This window comes from Enterobacter sp. DVT3837, assembly GCF_056238685.1.
In genome coordinates this window covers 2021177-2034967 of record NZ_JBWDLA010000001.1, presented here as the reverse complement: position 1 = coordinate 2034967, position 13791 = coordinate 2021177, and the positions used below count along the sequence as shown (strand labels likewise).

Annotated in this window: 18 protein-coding genes; 6 read left to right on the top strand and 12 right to left on the bottom strand. The window is 52.7% G+C overall.

The genetic code is table 11. The features are described 5' to 3' along the window. Positions 1-89: 89 nt before the first annotated feature. The gene (gene rlmE, locus AC0XWG_RS09970; RefSeq protein ID WP_003861812.1) at positions 90-716 is read right to left on the bottom strand and encodes a 23S rRNA (uridine(2552)-2'-O)-methyltransferase RlmE; all 627 of its coding nucleotides are present in this window, start codon (positions 714-716) and stop codon (positions 90-92) included. A gap of 127 nt (positions 717-843) precedes the next feature. Between rlmE and yhbY the strand changes: the two genes are divergently transcribed. Further along, positions 844-1137: a ribosome assembly RNA-binding protein YhbY gene (yhbY, locus tag AC0XWG_RS09965; RefSeq protein WP_003861814.1), complete on the top strand. Its 294-nt coding sequence runs from the start codon at positions 844-846 to the stop codon at positions 1135-1137. A 151-nt stretch (positions 1138-1288) separates the two neighbouring features. Here yhbY and greA read toward each other — a convergent pair whose 3' ends face one another. Further along, positions 1289-1765, bottom strand: a complete 477-nt coding sequence (gene greA, locus AC0XWG_RS09960; protein WP_028017041.1) for a transcription elongation factor GreA — start codon at positions 1763-1765, stop codon at positions 1289-1291. A 225-nt stretch (positions 1766-1990) separates the two neighbouring features. Between greA and dacB the strand changes: the two genes are divergently transcribed. The 3 genes from dacB to pmrB are packed head-to-tail and all read left to right on the top strand — an operon-like array spanning position 1991 to position 5129. After that, entirely contained in the window at positions 1991-3424 is a 1434-nt protein-coding gene (gene dacB, locus AC0XWG_RS09955; RefSeq protein ID WP_475680549.1) for a serine-type D-Ala-D-Ala carboxypeptidase, read from the top strand. Between the two features lie 2 nt (positions 3425-3426). Next, positions 3427-4089: a two-component system response regulator PmrA gene (gene pmrA, locus AC0XWG_RS09950; protein ID WP_028017039.1), complete on the top strand. Its 663-nt coding sequence runs from the start codon at positions 3427-3429 to the stop codon at positions 4087-4089. Beyond that, positions 4086-5129 (top strand): two-component system sensor histidine kinase PmrB, encoded by a 1044-nt coding sequence (pmrB, locus tag AC0XWG_RS09945; protein WP_028017038.1) that lies wholly within the window; start codon positions 4086-4088, stop codon positions 5127-5129. The genes pmrA and pmrB overlap by 4 nt, the downstream gene beginning before the upstream one ends. A gap of 35 nt (positions 5130-5164) precedes the next feature. On the opposite strand, the gene cgtA is transcribed toward pmrB, so the two are convergent. From cgtA to rplU, 4 genes are all read right to left on the bottom strand, one after another. Further along, positions 5165-6337: an Obg family GTPase CgtA gene (gene cgtA / locus AC0XWG_RS09940; protein ID WP_028017037.1), complete on the bottom strand. Its 1173-nt coding sequence runs from the start codon at positions 6335-6337 to the stop codon at positions 5165-5167. Between the two features lie 15 nt (positions 6338-6352). Continuing rightward, positions 6353-7318, bottom strand: coding sequence for a DMT family transporter (locus tag AC0XWG_RS09935; RefSeq protein ID WP_028017036.1), 966 nt, complete (start codon positions 7316-7318; stop codon positions 6353-6355). A gap of 96 nt (positions 7319-7414) precedes the next feature. After that, complete coding sequence (rpmA, locus tag AC0XWG_RS09930) at positions 7415-7672, bottom strand: 50S ribosomal protein L27 (RefSeq protein WP_004385076.1); 258 nt, start codon at positions 7670-7672, stop codon at positions 7415-7417. 19 nt (positions 7673-7691) lie between these two features. Further along, the gene (rplU, locus tag AC0XWG_RS09925; protein ID WP_003025032.1) at positions 7692-8003 is read right to left on the bottom strand and encodes a 50S ribosomal protein L21; all 312 of its coding nucleotides are present in this window, start codon (positions 8001-8003) and stop codon (positions 7692-7694) included. 257 nt (positions 8004-8260) lie between these two features. Between rplU and ispB the strand changes: the two genes are divergently transcribed. Together ispB and sfsB are read left to right on the top strand one after the other, a co-directional pair. Then, positions 8261-9232: an octaprenyl diphosphate synthase gene (gene ispB, locus AC0XWG_RS09920; protein WP_475680548.1), complete on the top strand. Its 972-nt coding sequence runs from the start codon at positions 8261-8263 to the stop codon at positions 9230-9232. A gap of 230 nt (positions 9233-9462) precedes the next feature. Continuing rightward, entirely contained in the window at positions 9463-9750 is a 288-nt protein-coding gene (sfsB, locus tag AC0XWG_RS09915; protein ID WP_028017034.1) for a DNA-binding transcriptional regulator SfsB, read from the top strand. A gap of 61 nt (positions 9751-9811) precedes the next feature. Here the strand turns inward: sfsB and murA are convergent, their stop codons facing one another. The 6 genes from murA to mlaE all read right to left on the bottom strand — a co-directional run bounded on the left by murA (position 9812) and on the right by mlaE (position 13785). Next, entirely contained in the window at positions 9812-11071 is a 1260-nt protein-coding gene (murA, locus tag AC0XWG_RS09910; RefSeq protein WP_028017033.1) for a UDP-N-acetylglucosamine 1-carboxyvinyltransferase, read from the bottom strand. A gap of 50 nt (positions 11072-11121) precedes the next feature. Then, positions 11122-11376, bottom strand: coding sequence for a BolA family iron metabolism protein IbaG (ibaG, locus tag AC0XWG_RS09905; RefSeq protein ID WP_008501458.1), 255 nt, complete (start codon positions 11374-11376; stop codon positions 11122-11124). A gap of 126 nt (positions 11377-11502) precedes the next feature. After that, the gene (gene mlaB / locus AC0XWG_RS09900; RefSeq protein WP_049007565.1) at positions 11503-11796 is read right to left on the bottom strand and encodes a lipid asymmetry maintenance protein MlaB; all 294 of its coding nucleotides are present in this window, start codon (positions 11794-11796) and stop codon (positions 11503-11505) included. Next, positions 11796-12431 carry a phospholipid-binding protein MlaC gene (gene mlaC, locus AC0XWG_RS09895; RefSeq protein ID WP_028017031.1) on the bottom strand — a complete coding sequence of 212 codons (636 nt, stop codon included), beginning with the start codon at positions 12429-12431 and terminating at the stop codon, positions 11796-11798. Before mlaC ends, mlaB begins: the two co-directional genes overlap by 1 nt. 18 nt (positions 12432-12449) lie before the next feature. Next, on the bottom strand, positions 12450-12998 hold the full coding sequence (gene mlaD, locus AC0XWG_RS09890; RefSeq protein ID WP_049007571.1) for an outer membrane lipid asymmetry maintenance protein MlaD: 549 nt from the start codon (positions 12996-12998) through the stop codon (positions 12450-12452). Positions 12999-13002: 4 nt separating this feature from the next. Continuing rightward, positions 13003-13785 carry a lipid asymmetry maintenance ABC transporter permease subunit MlaE gene (gene mlaE / locus AC0XWG_RS09885; RefSeq protein ID WP_010436044.1) on the bottom strand — a complete coding sequence of 261 codons (783 nt, stop codon included), beginning with the start codon at positions 13783-13785 and terminating at the stop codon, positions 13003-13005. Between the last annotated feature and the right edge of the window lie 6 nt (positions 13786-13791).

Below are 13791 nucleotides of genomic sequence, written 5' to 3'. Positions count from 1 at the left end.
TTAACCTCACATTACAACTGTGTTAAAAACAGCGTCAGGATACTCTATATCCAGTTTCATTCAAACTTTCGCCTGAAATCCACCGGTTATCATTTTCGCCCGGTCGCTACAATATACACTTCACGGGAACGCGCCCGGGAAGAGTCCGGTTTACGAACTTTGACCTTCGCAAACAGGGAGCGAATTTCCTTAAGATACTCCTCGAAACCTTCGCCCTGAAACACCTTCACAACAAAACTACCACCAGGCGCTAGTACATCACGACACATTTCTAACGCTAGCTCCACCAGATACATGGCGCGGGGGATATCCACCGCCGGTGTTCCACACATATTTGGTGCCATATCCGACATGACAACCTGGACCTTACTATCACCAACACGATCAAGTAACGCTTTCAGCACTAATTCATCACGAAAATCGCCCTGAAGGAAGTCGACACCGACGATGGGATCCATTGGTAAAAGATCGCACGCGATGATTCGGCCGGTTCCGCCGATCTGCGTTACCGCATACTGGGACCATCCGCCAGGTGCCGCACCGAGGTCAACAACCGTCATCCCCGGCTTAAAAAGTTTGTCACTTTGCTGTATTTCATCAAGTTTAAACCAGGCGCGGGATCGCAACCCCTTTTTCTGCGCCTGTTGAACATATTTATCGCTAAAGTGTTCCTGAAGCCAGCGGCTGGAGCTGGCAGAACGCTTTTTACCTGTCATTTAACATTTCCGTCCTGGTTCATCGTTGCTTGCCTGTGACGTAAATTTCTACGCAGCTATTTGGCGATATAAGGGAGATGGCGGTAGAATGAACCGTTTTCAATCCCAACGTAAGCAAAAATATACGATGAATCTGAGTACTAAACAAAAACAGCACCTTAAAGGTCTGGCACATCCGCTCAAGCCTGTAGTCATGCTTGGCAACAATGGTTTGACCGAAGGGGTGCTTGCCGAGATTGAACAAGCGCTGGAACACCACGAGCTGATCAAGGTGAAAATCGCCTCTGAAGACAGAGACACTAAAAACCTGATCGTGGAAGCCATCGTGCGCGAAACCGGCGCCTGTAATGTACAGGTCATCGGTAAAACGCTGGTGCTCTACCGCCCATCTAAAGAGCGTAAAATCTCGCTGCCACGCTAAGGATATCCTGAATCGAACACATTTACTGTGTAAAACGAGGGATTTCTGTCAGCAGGTGAGCAAAATGCCACGCTCCTTGAGTTGATAAAAGGCCGCTACGCGGCCTTTTTCTTTTCTTTACAATGTATCAACATCTTAGCAGAGAGGCGAATTACAGGTACTCGACCTTGATAATTTCGTACTCCACTTCACCACCTGGGGTGCGGATAGTCACAACATCATCCTGCTCTTTGCCAATCAGGCCGCGAGCAATTGGCGAGTTCACCGAAATCAGGTTCTGTTTAAAATCGGCTTCATCATCGCCCACGATGCGGTAAGTCTGCTCTTCGTCGCTGTCCAGGTTCAGCACAGTAACGCTTGAGCCGAAGATCACGCGGCCATTATTTGGCATTTTTGTGATGTCGATAACCTGCGCATTAGACAGCTTGGCTTCGATATCTTTAATACGCCCTTCGCAAAAGCCCTGCTGTTCACGCGCCGCATGATATTCAGCATTCTCCTTCAGGTCGCCATGCTCACGCGCTTCCGCGATAGCGGCGATAATTTCAGGGCGGCGAACGGATTTCAGGAAATCCAGCTCTTCGCGCAGTTTTTCGGCACCACGTAAGGTCATCGGAATAGCTTGCATTTGTTATACCTCTTAAACATTCCTGTTGGGAGCAGTGTTCCCTGCCCCAGCCGCATTAGCAGGCCAGAAGCAAAAAGAAAACCGACCCGGGGTCAGGCCCCAGGTCAGCAGCAATTTTCAATTTGATACGCATTTTACCCCGAAGTTCACTATGGGTCATCGTTTACTTTGCAGTGCTATGCACCGTAGTATGACGGTTTGTTTTCGGGTTGTTAGCGCGAGATTATGCGATTTTCCAGTTTTATCATCGGATTGACTACCAGTATAACGTTCAGCGTTCAGGCTGCGAATGTTGATGAGTATATTAATCAACTGCCCGCAGGTGCCAACCTTGCATTGATGGTGCAGAAGGTCGGAGCGCCGACGCCAGAAATTGACTACCACAGTCAACAAATGGCGCTGCCCGCCAGTACCCAGAAGGTGATCACTGCGCTCGCCGCCCTGCTTCAGCTCGGGCCTGATTTTCGTTTTACCACCACCCTTGAGACCAAAGGCAACGTCGTGGGCGGTGAACTGAAAGGCGATCTTATCGCCCGTTTCGGGGGGGACCCGACATTTAAACGCCAGGATATCCGCAATATGGTTGCGGTGCTGAAAAAATCGGGTGTGCAGAAGATTGATGGCAATGTGCTGATCGACACCTCCATTTTTGCCAGCCACGATAAGGCTCCAGGTTGGCCGTGGAACGACATGACGCAGTGCTTTAGCGCCCCGCCCGCTGCCGCGATTGTTGACCGTAACTGTTTCTCTGTTTCGCTTTACAGCGCACCAAAGCCAGATGATTTAGCGTTTATCCGCGTGGCGTCCTACTACCCGGTCACCATGTTTAGTCAGGTACGCACGCTGGCCAAGGGCTCACCGGATGCGCAGTATTGCGAACTGGACGTGGTACCAGGCGATCTTAACCGCTTCACGCTGACGGGCTGCCTCACGCAGCGCGCCGATCCGCTGCCGCTGGCCTTTGCGATACAGGATGGGGCAAGCTATGCGGGTGCCATTCTGAAAGATGAGCTGAAACAAGCGGGAATAGCATACTCCGGCACGCTGCTTCGTCAGACGCAGGTCAATCAACCCGGCACGGTCATCGCCAGCAAACAGTCGCCACCGCTGCACGATTTGCTGCGAATTATGCTGAAAAAGTCTGACAACATGATTGCCGACACCGTGTTCCGCATGATTGGTCACGCGCGCTTTGGCGTGCCAGGTACCTGGCGCGCGGGTTCAGATGCTGTTCGTCAGATCCTGCGACAACAGGCAGGGATCGACCTGGGTAATACCATCGCCGTCGATGGCTCCGGGTTATCACGCCATAATTTGATCTCCCCGGCCAGCATGATGCAAGTGCTTCAGTACATTGCACAACATGACACTGAGCTAAACTTTATTTCTATGCTGCCACTTGCCGGGCAGGACGGCACGCTGCAGTACCGCGCCGGGCTTCACGCAGCCGGTGTGGATGGTAAAGTATCCGCTAAGACAGGTTCATTGCAGGGGGTTTACAACCTTGCAGGCTTCATCACCACCGCCAGCGGACAACGCATGGCATTCGTGCAGTATCTTTCCGGCTATGCCGTCGAACCAACCGACCAGCGCAATCGTCGTATTCCGCTTGTTCGATTCGAAAGCAGGCTTTATAAGGACATCTACCAGAATAACTAGCGATGAAACTACTTATAGTTGAAGACGATCTGTTATTACAAGAAGGGCTGGCGCTGGGGCTGGCCAATGAAGGGTATGCCCTCGACTGTGCTGGCACAGCGGCAGAGGCGGATGCTCTGATCCAGAGCGGCGAATACAGTCTGGTGATCCTCGATTTGGGCTTACCTGATAAAGACGGTGCCACGCTGCTCAGTCAGTGGCGACGCCGCGGGATCGCTAATCCAGTGTTGATCCTGACAGCACGCGATGCCATTGAAGATCGTATCACTGGCCTCGATGCTGGCGCAGATGATTACCTGGTGAAACCTTTTGCACTGGCCGAGCTTCAGGCTCGCGTGCGAGCGTTAATACGCCGTTATCAGGGTCATAGCGATAACTTACTGACTGATGGCGATATTACGCTGAATCTGCAAACCCAGCAGGTACTACGTCAGTCCCAGCCGATTGAGGTGACACCAAAAGAGTTTGCTTTGCTGACGCGCCTGATTATGCGCAGCGGGCAAACGGTACACAGAGAAACCCTGCAACAGGATATCTACTCCTGGCAGGACGATCCTGGGTCCAATACCCTTGAAGTCCACATTCACAACCTGCGTCGTAAGCTTGGCAAAGACCGGATCAAAACCGTCCGTGGCGTTGGCTACCGCCTGGAGAGTCAGAAATGAACAGCATGCGTCGGCGATTGATGGTGCTGCTGGCGGTCATTCTGTTATTTTTCCAACTGATAAGCGTGATCTGGCTGTGGCATGAAAGCCGTGAACAGATTGGTTTTCTGGTCAGTGAGACGTTGTCGGCAAAAGCGCGGAATAATCACGTTGAAAAAGAGATCCGTGAAGCGATTGCCTCTCTGCTGGTCCCTTCTCTGGTGATGGTTGGCTTTACGCTGCTTTTCTCTTTCTGGGCAGTGACCTGGATAACCCAACCCTTGAATAAACTGCGTGCCAGCCTGGCTAACCGTTCGGCAGATAACTTAACGCCGCTTCCAATGTATTCCGACATGGAAGAAATTGGTGCCGTCACCACCTCGCTGAATCAGTTGCTCGCCCGGCTGGATAATACCATCCAACAGGAGCGTCTTTTCACCGCAGACGCCGCACACGAACTGCGGACGCCCCTTGCCGGTATCAGACTCCATCTGGAACTCATGGCGCAATCTGGTTCTCCTCAGGCCGCGACGTTAATTAGCCGTATTGACCAACTCATGCACACCGTTGAGCAACTGCTGATGCTGGCCCGAGCCGGGCAAGCAATGGCCAGCGGCCATTACGAAACGGTGAACTGGACAGACAATATCATCACCCCACTCAGCCTTGAGCATGAAGCCAAAGAACATACCGTGATATGGCCTGCTAAAAGTGCGCTCACGGTTCAGGGAGACGCCGTGCTTCTGCGTCTGATGCTGCGTAACCTGCTGGAGAATGCCGGTCGTTACAGCCCGTCAGGAACAACCATTAAAGTGTCATTAAACGAGGTCGAGGGGGGTACCCAGGTCAGCGTTATCGATCAGGGACCGGGTATTGCTGAAGCGCACCGACAATCAATCACTGAACCGTTCCGTCGTCTTGATCAGCGTTTCGGTGGTAGCGGCCTGGGGCTGAGTATTGTTCAACGCATCGTGCAACTCCACCGCGGTAAGCTGACGCTTGATAACGGTGCTGAGGGCGGTTTAATCGCCAGCTGTTGGTTGCCCTCAACGCTGGAATAAAAAAAGCCCCTCGAACGAGGGGCTTTGAACTGATATTAGTGCTTGTAGATGAACTCGACGCCTTCTTCGTCGTCTTCATCCCAGTCATCATCCCAGTCTTCTTCCTCTTCCGCTTCCAGCTCTTCGAGCTGTTGACGGTGGTAGTCATCCCACATGAATTCGACTTTTTCAGGCTGTTTCGCTTCTTCGGCCTGAACAATTGGGTTCTCGATGATAAAGGTCATCACATCCCAGCAGAGGTCTTTCACACCAACCTGGCTTGCTGCAGAGATCAGGTAGTATTTCTCTTCCCAACCCATCGCTTCAGCAATCGCTTTAGCTTTCGCTTCCGCTTCGGCTTTGTCCATCAGGTCAATTTTGTTGAAGACCAACCAGCGTGGTTTATTCGCCAGTTTTTCGCTGTATTTTTCCAGCTCGCCGATGATGATTCGGGCGTTTTCAACCGGATCGGAACCGTCGATAGGATCGATATCAATGAGGTGCAGCAATACGCGGCAGCGCTCAAGGTGTTTCAGGAAGCGGATACCCAGACCGGCACCTTCAGCAGCACCTTCAATCAGGCCCGGAATATCGGCAACCACAAAGCTCTTCTCGTTATCCATGCGGACAACGCCCAGGCTTGGTACCAGTGTGGTAAACGGATAGTCCGCCACTTTAGGTTTCGCGGCAGACACGGCGCGAATAAACGTCGATTTACCGGCATTTGGCATACCCAGCATGCCCACGTCTGCCAGAAGCATCAGCTCCAGTTGCAGATCGCGCTTATCGCCAGGCGTCCCCATCGTTTTCTGACGTGGAGTACGGTTAACGGAAGATTTAAAACGGCTGTTACCCAGACCGTGCCAGCCACCTTTTGCGACCATCAGACGCTGACCGTGTTTGGTCATGTCACCCATGGTCTCACCGGTACCCTGGTCGATAACACGCGTACCGACAGGAACCTTAATGGTGACATCTTTACCGCGTTTACCGGTACAGTCACGGCTCTGGCCATTCTGGCCACGTTCAGCGCGGAAGGATTTTTCGAAACGGTAGTCGATCAGCGTGTTGAGGTTCTCATCCGCCTCCAGCCAAACGTCACCACCATCCCCGCCGTCACCGCCATCAGGGCCACCACGTGGGATATATTTTTCACGGCGGAAGCTCACGCAACCGTTGCCGCCATCACCAGCCACGACCAGGATCGTCGCTTCATCAACAAACTTCATTTTACTCTCCGTAACTCATTCGCCTGAGCGGGGGACTACTACAACCGCTTCATTTTTGCGCCAACGTCCCCAAAGACGATGACCAATGGCGGAATACATCGCGCCCGCAACCACGACAAACGCACCGAGATAACCCAACAAGTTGAGCATCGGTCTGACGAAGACATCGGGCCAGGCCATTGATAACAAATCTGAAAATAACAGCGTAAACAGCGGAGTCAGCGTGATTAACGCGCTCACCTGTGCTGCCTGCCAGCGCGCCATCGCTTCGGCCAGCGCGCCATAACCGACCAGCGTATTCAGTCCACAAAAAATGAGACACGCCAGTTGCCAGTCGCTAAGCTGGGCAATCACACCCGGCTTTGCTAATGGCAGCAATGCTATTGTACACAAAGTGTACAGCAAAAAGAGGATCTGCTGTGAGGCCAGACGTCGCAATAACACCTTTTGCGCGACGCCATAACTCACCCAGACCGCTGCTGCTCCTACGCCGAAGATCACACCCCAGGTGTAATCCGTCAGCCGGGTAAAAATCTCTATCAGACTGGTGTTGAAGAACATCACCAGACCGCATAGCAGCATGCTCGCCCCGACAATCTGCGTACCGCGCATCTTCTCCTTGAGGATAAAGACGCTGGCGACCATCATGCCCACCGGTGAAAGCTGACCAATCACCTGCGACGCCGTGGGACTGAGATATTGCAGGGAAGAGCTGAACAGGATGAAGTTACCGAACAGACCGCCCGTCGCGATAGCCAGCAACACCAGCCAGCGCGGTTTACGGAAGAGCCGCAAGGGAGGAAGCTTACCTTTGACAGCCAGGATGGCCCCGAGGCCGATGCTTGCCATCAGAAAGCGATAAAAGACCACCGTAGGCGGCTCCATCACCTCCAGTACCTGCTTCATTGCAATTGGCAGGGCACCCCAGCACATTGCGGTGGTGAGCGCCAAAAGAATACCGATGCCGGCCTGCTGCTTCATGCCCGTTTTCCCTACAGAAAAAATTACCGGGTTTCCAATGTAAAAAGCCCCGCAACTGGGTGCGGGGCTTTAATCCGTTACCGGACCGAGAAAACCTTACTCAGCAACGATGCTGATGTATTTACGGTTGTTCGGGCCTTTAACTTCAAATTTCACTTTACCGTCTGCTTTAGCAAACAGAGTGTGGTCACGACCGCAACCTACGTTGTTGCCAGCGTGGAATTTGGTACCACGTTGACGAACGATGATGCTACCCGCCAGAACGGATTCGCCACCGAAACGCTTAACGCCCAGGCGTTTAGCTTCTGAATCGCGACCGTTACGTGTGGAGCCGCCAGCCTTTTTATGTGCCATTTAAATCTCTCCTCAGGTCTTAGGCGCTGATGCCAGTAATTTTCACATCAGTGAACCACTGACGGTGGCCCTGCTGCTTACGGTAGTGCTTACGACGACGAAACTTAACGATTTTAACTTTCTCGCCACGACCGTGTGCAACAACTTCAGCTTTGATAACGCCGCCATCAACGAAAGGAACGCCGATTTTGACTTCTTCACCGTTTGCGATCATCAGAACTTCAGCGAATTCAACAGATTCGCCAGTTGCGATGTCCAGCTTTTCCAGGCGAACGGTCTGACCTTCGCTTACTCGGTGTTGTTTACCACCACTTTGGAAAACCGCGTACATATAAACTCCGCTTCCGCGCACGTCCTCGTATGAATCAGAGTGCGCTATAAATATTCACAATAGGGCGCGAATATTACGCAAAACGCGAGCCTTTGACAAGTGCTACCGTCAATACATGAAGAAAAAAAACACAACACGTACGGTAACGTTTATCTGAGCCGTTTTTTCAGTACAATCAGCACTACTATTGATAAACCGAAACCCTTCGTTACCCCATTGAAGATGGGATCAACAGGATAAAAAGCCCGGCTTTTGCGATGAATTTAGAAAAAATCAACGAGTTAACCGCGCAAGATATGGCGGGTGTGAATGCAGCAATCCTGGAGCAACTCAACTCTGATGTTCAACTGATCAATCAGTTGGGCTATTACATCGTCAGCGGCGGCGGTAAACGCATTCGCCCGATGATTGCTATTCTGGCTGCCAGAGCCGTTGGCTATCAGGGAAATGCCCACGTGACTATCGCAGCACTTATCGAATTTATTCACACGGCGACGCTTCTGCATGACGACGTTGTGGATGAATCGGATATGCGTCGTGGTAAAGCCACGGCAAACGCTGCTTTCGGGAACGCAGCCAGCGTTCTGGTGGGGGATTTTATCTATACCCGCGCCTTCCAGATGATGACCAGCCTGGGCTCTCTGAAAGTACTGGAAGTGATGTCTGAGGCCGTTAACGTGATCGCTGAAGGCGAAGTGCTGCAGCTGATGAACGTCAACGACCCTGACATCACCGAAGAAAACTACATGCGCGTGATTTACAGCAAAACCGCGCGCCTGTTTGAAGCAGCTGCCCAGTGCTCCGGTATTCTGGCGGACTGTACCGAAGCACAGGAAAAAGGCCTGCAGGATTACGGTCGTTATCTGGGGACCGCATTCCAGTTAATTGATGATTTGCTGGACTACAGTGCTGACGGCGAAACGCTCGGCAAAAACGTGGGTGATGACCTGAACGAAGGCAAACCCACCCTGCCACTGCTTCATGCTATGCGTAACGGTTCAGCCGAACAGGCAAAAATGATCCGTGAAGCGATTGAGCAGGGAAATGGCCGTCATCTGCTGGAACCTGTGCTGGAAACCATGGCAGTCTGCGGATCGCTGGAATGGACGCGCCAACGTGCGGAAGAAGAAGCCGACAAAGCCATCGAAGCTCTTCAGGTCATTCCCGACAGCCCATGGCGCGATGCACTGATTGCGCTGGCCCACATCGCCGTTCAGCGAGACCGTTAATCCCTCCTGCATCTCCCTGCGGCCATCGCGGGGAGATTCCAGCACACACCTGTAAATTCCGTGTTCATGTAAATTCATCGGTTTAAAGGCCGCATGAATAAAGCCATGCCTTATTCTGAATATCCCTTCCAGTAACGCGAACTTTTTAGAACAAGAGTTTGAAATGGGTATAGTAAGCCTGTCGTTTCAGAAGAAACGGCGTGAGTAAATCCGAACTTAAGGACAGCGTTATGGATACGAAATTTATCGACTGGCACACGGCAGATATCATTGCGGCACTGCGCAAAAAAGGCACTTCACTGGCAGCTGAATCTCGCCGCAATGGCCTGAGTTCTTCTACCCTGGCAAACGCCCTGACTCGTCCCTGGCCAAAGGGAGAATTAATTATCGCAACGGCGCTGGATACGCATCCGTGGGTGATCTGGCCCTCGCGTTACCACGATCCCATTACCCATGAATTTATCGACAGATCGCGCATGATTCGCCAGAAAAAAGCAAAGAAAAAACCGCAGGAATAATGCGATTTTTGACAGGAACAGCAACCCCCCGGTCATTGCTGGCAGGGGGCTGCCGGAACGATTACTCGCCCTTTACACGCTCGATATTGGCACCCAGCGCGCGCAGTTTATCTTCGATACGCTCATAGCCACGATCGATGTGGTAAATACGATCCACAACCGTCGTACCTTCCGCGATACACCCCGCCAGCACCAGGCTTGCGGACGCACGCAAATCGGTTGCCATCACCTGAGCACCGGACAGCTTCTCAACGCCATGGCAAATCACGGTATTACTTTCGATCTCAGCACGTGCACCCATACGGATCAGCTCCGGTACGTGCATAAAGCGGTTCTCGAAAATGGTTTCAGTGATGAAGCCAGTACCTTCAGCCACCAGGTTTAGCAACGTGAACTGAGCCTGCATGTCCGTCGGGAACGCCGGATGTGGCGCCGTACGTACATTGACCGCTTTTGGACGCTGGCCGTGCATATCGAGGCTGATCCAGTCTTCACCGATTTCGATATCCGCACCCGCATCGCGCAGTTTCGCCAGCACCGCATCCAGCGTATCCGGCTGAGCGTTACGACAAACAATCTTACCGCCAGAGATCGCCGCAGCGACCAGGAAGGTACCGGTTTCGATACGGTCCGGCAGAACGCGATAGACACCGCCACCCAGACGCTCAACGCCTTCGATGGTGATACGGTCGGTACCCTGACCGGAGATCTTCGCACCCAGCGCGACGAGGAAGTTTGCGGTATCCACAATTTCCGGTTCGCGCGCGGCATTTTCAATAATGGTGGTCCCTTCTGCCAGCGTTGCCGCAGACATAATGGTGACCGTTGCGCCTACGCTCACTTTGTCCATGACAATGTGCGCACCTTTCAGGCGACCATTAACGGACGCTTTAACGTAACCTTCTTCCAGTTTGATCTCTGCGCCCAGTTTCTCCAGACCAAAGATATGCAGGTCAACCGGGCGTGCGCCGATTGCACAGCCGCCCGGCAGTGAAACCTGCCCCTGTCCAAAACGCGCCACCAGCGGGCCAAGCGCCCAGATGGACGCACGCATGGTTTTCACCAGATCGTACGGCGCAGAGAAGTTGTTCACATTGCTGGCATCGATCCAGACGGAACCATTACGCTCAACTTTGGTTCCCAACTGGGTGAGCAGCTTCATGGTGGTGTCGATATCTTTCAGCTTTGGTACGTTCTGAATTTCTACCGGCTCTTCCGCGAGCAGCGCAGCAAAGAGGATTGGCAGCGCGGCGTTTTTCGCGCCAGAAATTGTGACTTCGCCCTGGAGACGCGTTGGCCCCTGTACACGAAATTTATCCATTGTGTGTTCTCTTATAAATTCAACCGTGCTGCGGGCCTGTCGCCCTCAGCTCAAAAACCGTTTAATTTGCGATCGCGTGCCCACTCTTGCGGGGTGAACGCTTTAATCGACAGGGCGTGGATGCGGTTATCCGCAATATATTCCATCAGCGGCGCGTACACAGCCTGCTGCTTCTTCACACGGCTCATACCGTCGAACATCTCACCCACAGCAATAACCTGGAAGTGACTGCCATCGCCAGTGACGTGGGCTTCCTGAAGGGAGAGTGCATTCATCAGCACTGTCTGGATTTCATGATTTTCCATGGGCTCTTAATCATCTGATAGTGAAAACAAGCCCAACATCTTAGAGCAAAGTGACGTCGTCTTAAACAAGCAAAAAGCCCCGACGATGAAACTGTCAGGGCTTTCAGAAGTAACGCACTGAAAATACTAACGAGGCAGCACGTCGTGAGGGAGATTGTAGAGCTGCGCAAGGGTAACGACATTATCACTCGCGCCGTGAAGCTTGACGCTTTGTCCCTGTTTTTTCCCCACGGCAACCAGATGGGCGAGCAGCGCAATACCTGCTGTATCCACCCGTGTGACCTCGGTTAAGTCGATGAGCGTCACACCCTGCATCGCTTCATGACGTTTGTCCCACAATGGGTTCAGCAGATCCTGATCAAGTTCACCGGACAGCTTTAATGTCTCGCCTTCACGCGACCAGCTGAGTTGCTGAGACATTACTTCTTCTCATCCAGGGTAATTTTCTGACGAGAAATAGACTGCAGCTGCGCGGTAAGGCCATCAATGCCTTTGGTACGCAGCAGGTCGCTCCACTCGTTCTGTTTGGTGGTGATCATGCTTACCCCTTCGGCAATCATGTCATATGCCTGCCAGTGCCCCGTCTGGCTGTTTTTACGCCACTGGAAATCCAGACGAACCGGCGGACGGCCGTTAGGATCGTTGATGGTCACGCGGATAGGTACGATGGTCGCATCGCCCAGCGGCTGCTCAGGCGCAATCTGATAGGTCTGACCATGGTACATCGCCAGCGCCTGACCATAAGCCTGTTTCAGGTATTCACGGAACGCGGCAAAGTAAGCATCACGCTGCGCGGGGGTCGCGTCTTTGTAATAACGTCCCAGCACCAGCGCACCTGCATATTTGATCTGCACATACGGCAGCAGTTCCTGATCGACGACATCACGCAGATAATCAGGATTAGCACGAATTTTAGGTTGCTCGTTTTTAAGACGGTCGAAAGTCTTCTTGGCCGCTTCGTCCATCTGTTTGTACGGGTTACTCTGATCCGCAGCGTGGGCTGCGGTGAGAGGGGCAATGACCAGCATGGCAACCATTAACAGTCGTTTAAACATGAATGACTTCTCCTGAAATTAATTCGTCGTGCCAGATGTCGGTGCGACGTTGGTGTGATCTTCAGTCTGCGCAGGGGCAGCATCGGATTTTTTCTCATCCCCTTTACTGTTGTAAAGGAACTGACCAATCATATCCTCCAGCACCATTGCGGACTTCGTATCCTGGATAACACTGCCGTCTTTAAGGATAGTCGTTCCGAGCTCTGGGTCTTCAAAACCGACGTTAAGCGCCAGATATTGTTCACCCAGCAGGCCGGAAGTCCGGATGGAAAGAGAACTGGTGTCCGGAATATGGTTATAACGCTCTTCGATATCCATCGCGACGCGTGGGAGATAGGTTTTCTCATCAAGCGTAATGTCCGACACACGGCCGATCACCACGCCACCAATACGTACCGGTGAACGCGCCTTCAGCCCGCCGATATTATCGAAGGTGGCATAAATACGATATGTCGGCTCGGTGCGGACAGATGTGATATCCGCCGCTCGCAGGCAGATAAACAGCGCCGCCAGCAGTGCCAGTAACAGGAACACGCCGACCCAAATTTCATTTTTTCTCGTTTGCATGAACTCAATTCCCAAACATCAGTGCGGTGAGCACAAAATCCAGACCCAGTACGGCCAGCGACGAATGTACGACTGTACGCGTTGTTGCACGGCTAATGCCCGCCGACGTCGGGATGGCATCGTAACCATTGAACAATGCAATCCAGGTGACCGTAATAGCAAAGACCACGCTTTTAATCAGACAGTTGACCAGATCCATTCGCAGATCAATGGCGTCCTGCATGGCAGACCAGAAGAAACCGGCATCAATGCCTTTCCAGTGGACGCCAACCAGCGAGCCGCCCCAGATACCCACGGCGACAAACAGAATAGTCAGTAACGGTAACGAAATCACCCCAGCCCAGAAACGCGGCGAGATCACGCGACGCAGCGGATCAACCGCCATCATCTCCATGCTGGAAAGCTGCTCGGTCGCACGCATCAGGCCAATTTCAGCCGTTAATGCCGACCCCGCGCGCCCGGCGAACAACAGTGCCGCCACAACAGGCCCCAGTTCACGCAGCAGTGAGAGCGCCACCAGCATCCCGAGGCTGGTTTCTGCACTGTAGGTTGTCAGAACAAGGTAGCCCTGAAGCCCAAGCACCATACCGATAAACAGCCCGGAAACAATGATGATGAGCATCGACAGCACACCGACATTATAGAGCTGACGCACCAGCAACGGTGCGTGCTTGCGGAATTCCGGCTTGCCGACCAGCGCGTTGAATAACATCAATCCGGCGCGCCCGAACGTCCTGATGGTTTTTATGCCACGGTGTCCGAGAGCGGCCAACGCATTTAACAGCATGAGTGG

Excerpts from the sequence above, each read along its gene's own strand:
- rlmE (WP_003861812.1), bottom strand. The coding sequence starts at position 716 with ATGACAGGTAAAAAGCGTTCTGCCAGCTCCAGCCGCTGGCTTCAGGAA.
- yhbY (WP_003861814.1), top strand. The coding sequence starts at position 844 with ATGAATCTGAGTACTAAACAAAAACAGCACCTTAAAGGTCTGGCACAT.
- greA (WP_028017041.1), bottom strand. The coding sequence starts at position 1,765 with ATGCAAGCTATTCCGATGACCTTACGTGGTGCCGAAAAACTGCGCGAA.
- dacB (WP_475680549.1), top strand. The coding sequence starts at position 1,991 with ATGCGATTTTCCAGTTTTATCATCGGATTGACTACCAGTATAACGTTC.
- pmrA (WP_028017039.1), top strand. The coding sequence starts at position 3,427 with ATGAAACTACTTATAGTTGAAGACGATCTGTTATTACAAGAAGGGCTG.
- pmrB (WP_028017038.1), top strand. The coding sequence starts at position 4,086 with ATGAACAGCATGCGTCGGCGATTGATGGTGCTGCTGGCGGTCATTCTG.
- cgtA (WP_028017037.1), bottom strand. The coding sequence starts at position 6,337 with ATGAAGTTTGTTGATGAAGCGACGATCCTGGTCGTGGCTGGTGATGGC.
- AC0XWG_RS09935 (WP_028017036.1), bottom strand. The coding sequence starts at position 7,318 with ATGAAGCAGCAGGCCGGCATCGGTATTCTTTTGGCGCTCACCACCGCA.
- rpmA (WP_004385076.1), bottom strand. The coding sequence starts at position 7,672 with ATGGCACATAAAAAGGCTGGCGGCTCCACACGTAACGGTCGCGATTCA.
- rplU (WP_003025032.1), bottom strand. The coding sequence starts at position 8,003 with ATGTACGCGGTTTTCCAAAGTGGTGGTAAACAACACCGAGTAAGCGAA.
- ispB (WP_475680548.1), top strand. The coding sequence starts at position 8,261 with ATGAATTTAGAAAAAATCAACGAGTTAACCGCGCAAGATATGGCGGGT.
- sfsB (WP_028017034.1), top strand. The coding sequence starts at position 9,463 with ATGGATACGAAATTTATCGACTGGCACACGGCAGATATCATTGCGGCA.
- murA (WP_028017033.1), bottom strand. The coding sequence starts at position 11,071 with ATGGATAAATTTCGTGTACAGGGGCCAACGCGTCTCCAGGGCGAAGTC.
- ibaG (WP_008501458.1), bottom strand. The coding sequence starts at position 11,376 with ATGGAAAATCATGAAATCCAGACAGTGCTGATGAATGCACTCTCCCTT.
- mlaB (WP_049007565.1), bottom strand. The coding sequence starts at position 11,796 with ATGTCTCAGCAACTCAGCTGGTCGCGTGAAGGCGAGACATTAAAGCTG.
- mlaC (WP_028017031.1), bottom strand. The coding sequence starts at position 12,431 with ATGTTTAAACGACTGTTAATGGTTGCCATGCTGGTCATTGCCCCTCTC.
- mlaD (WP_049007571.1), bottom strand. The coding sequence starts at position 12,998 with ATGCAAACGAGAAAAAATGAAATTTGGGTCGGCGTGTTCCTGTTACTG.
- mlaE (WP_010436044.1), bottom strand. The coding sequence starts at position 13,785 with ATGCTGTTAAATGCGTTGGCCGCTCTCGGACACCGTGGCATAAAAACC.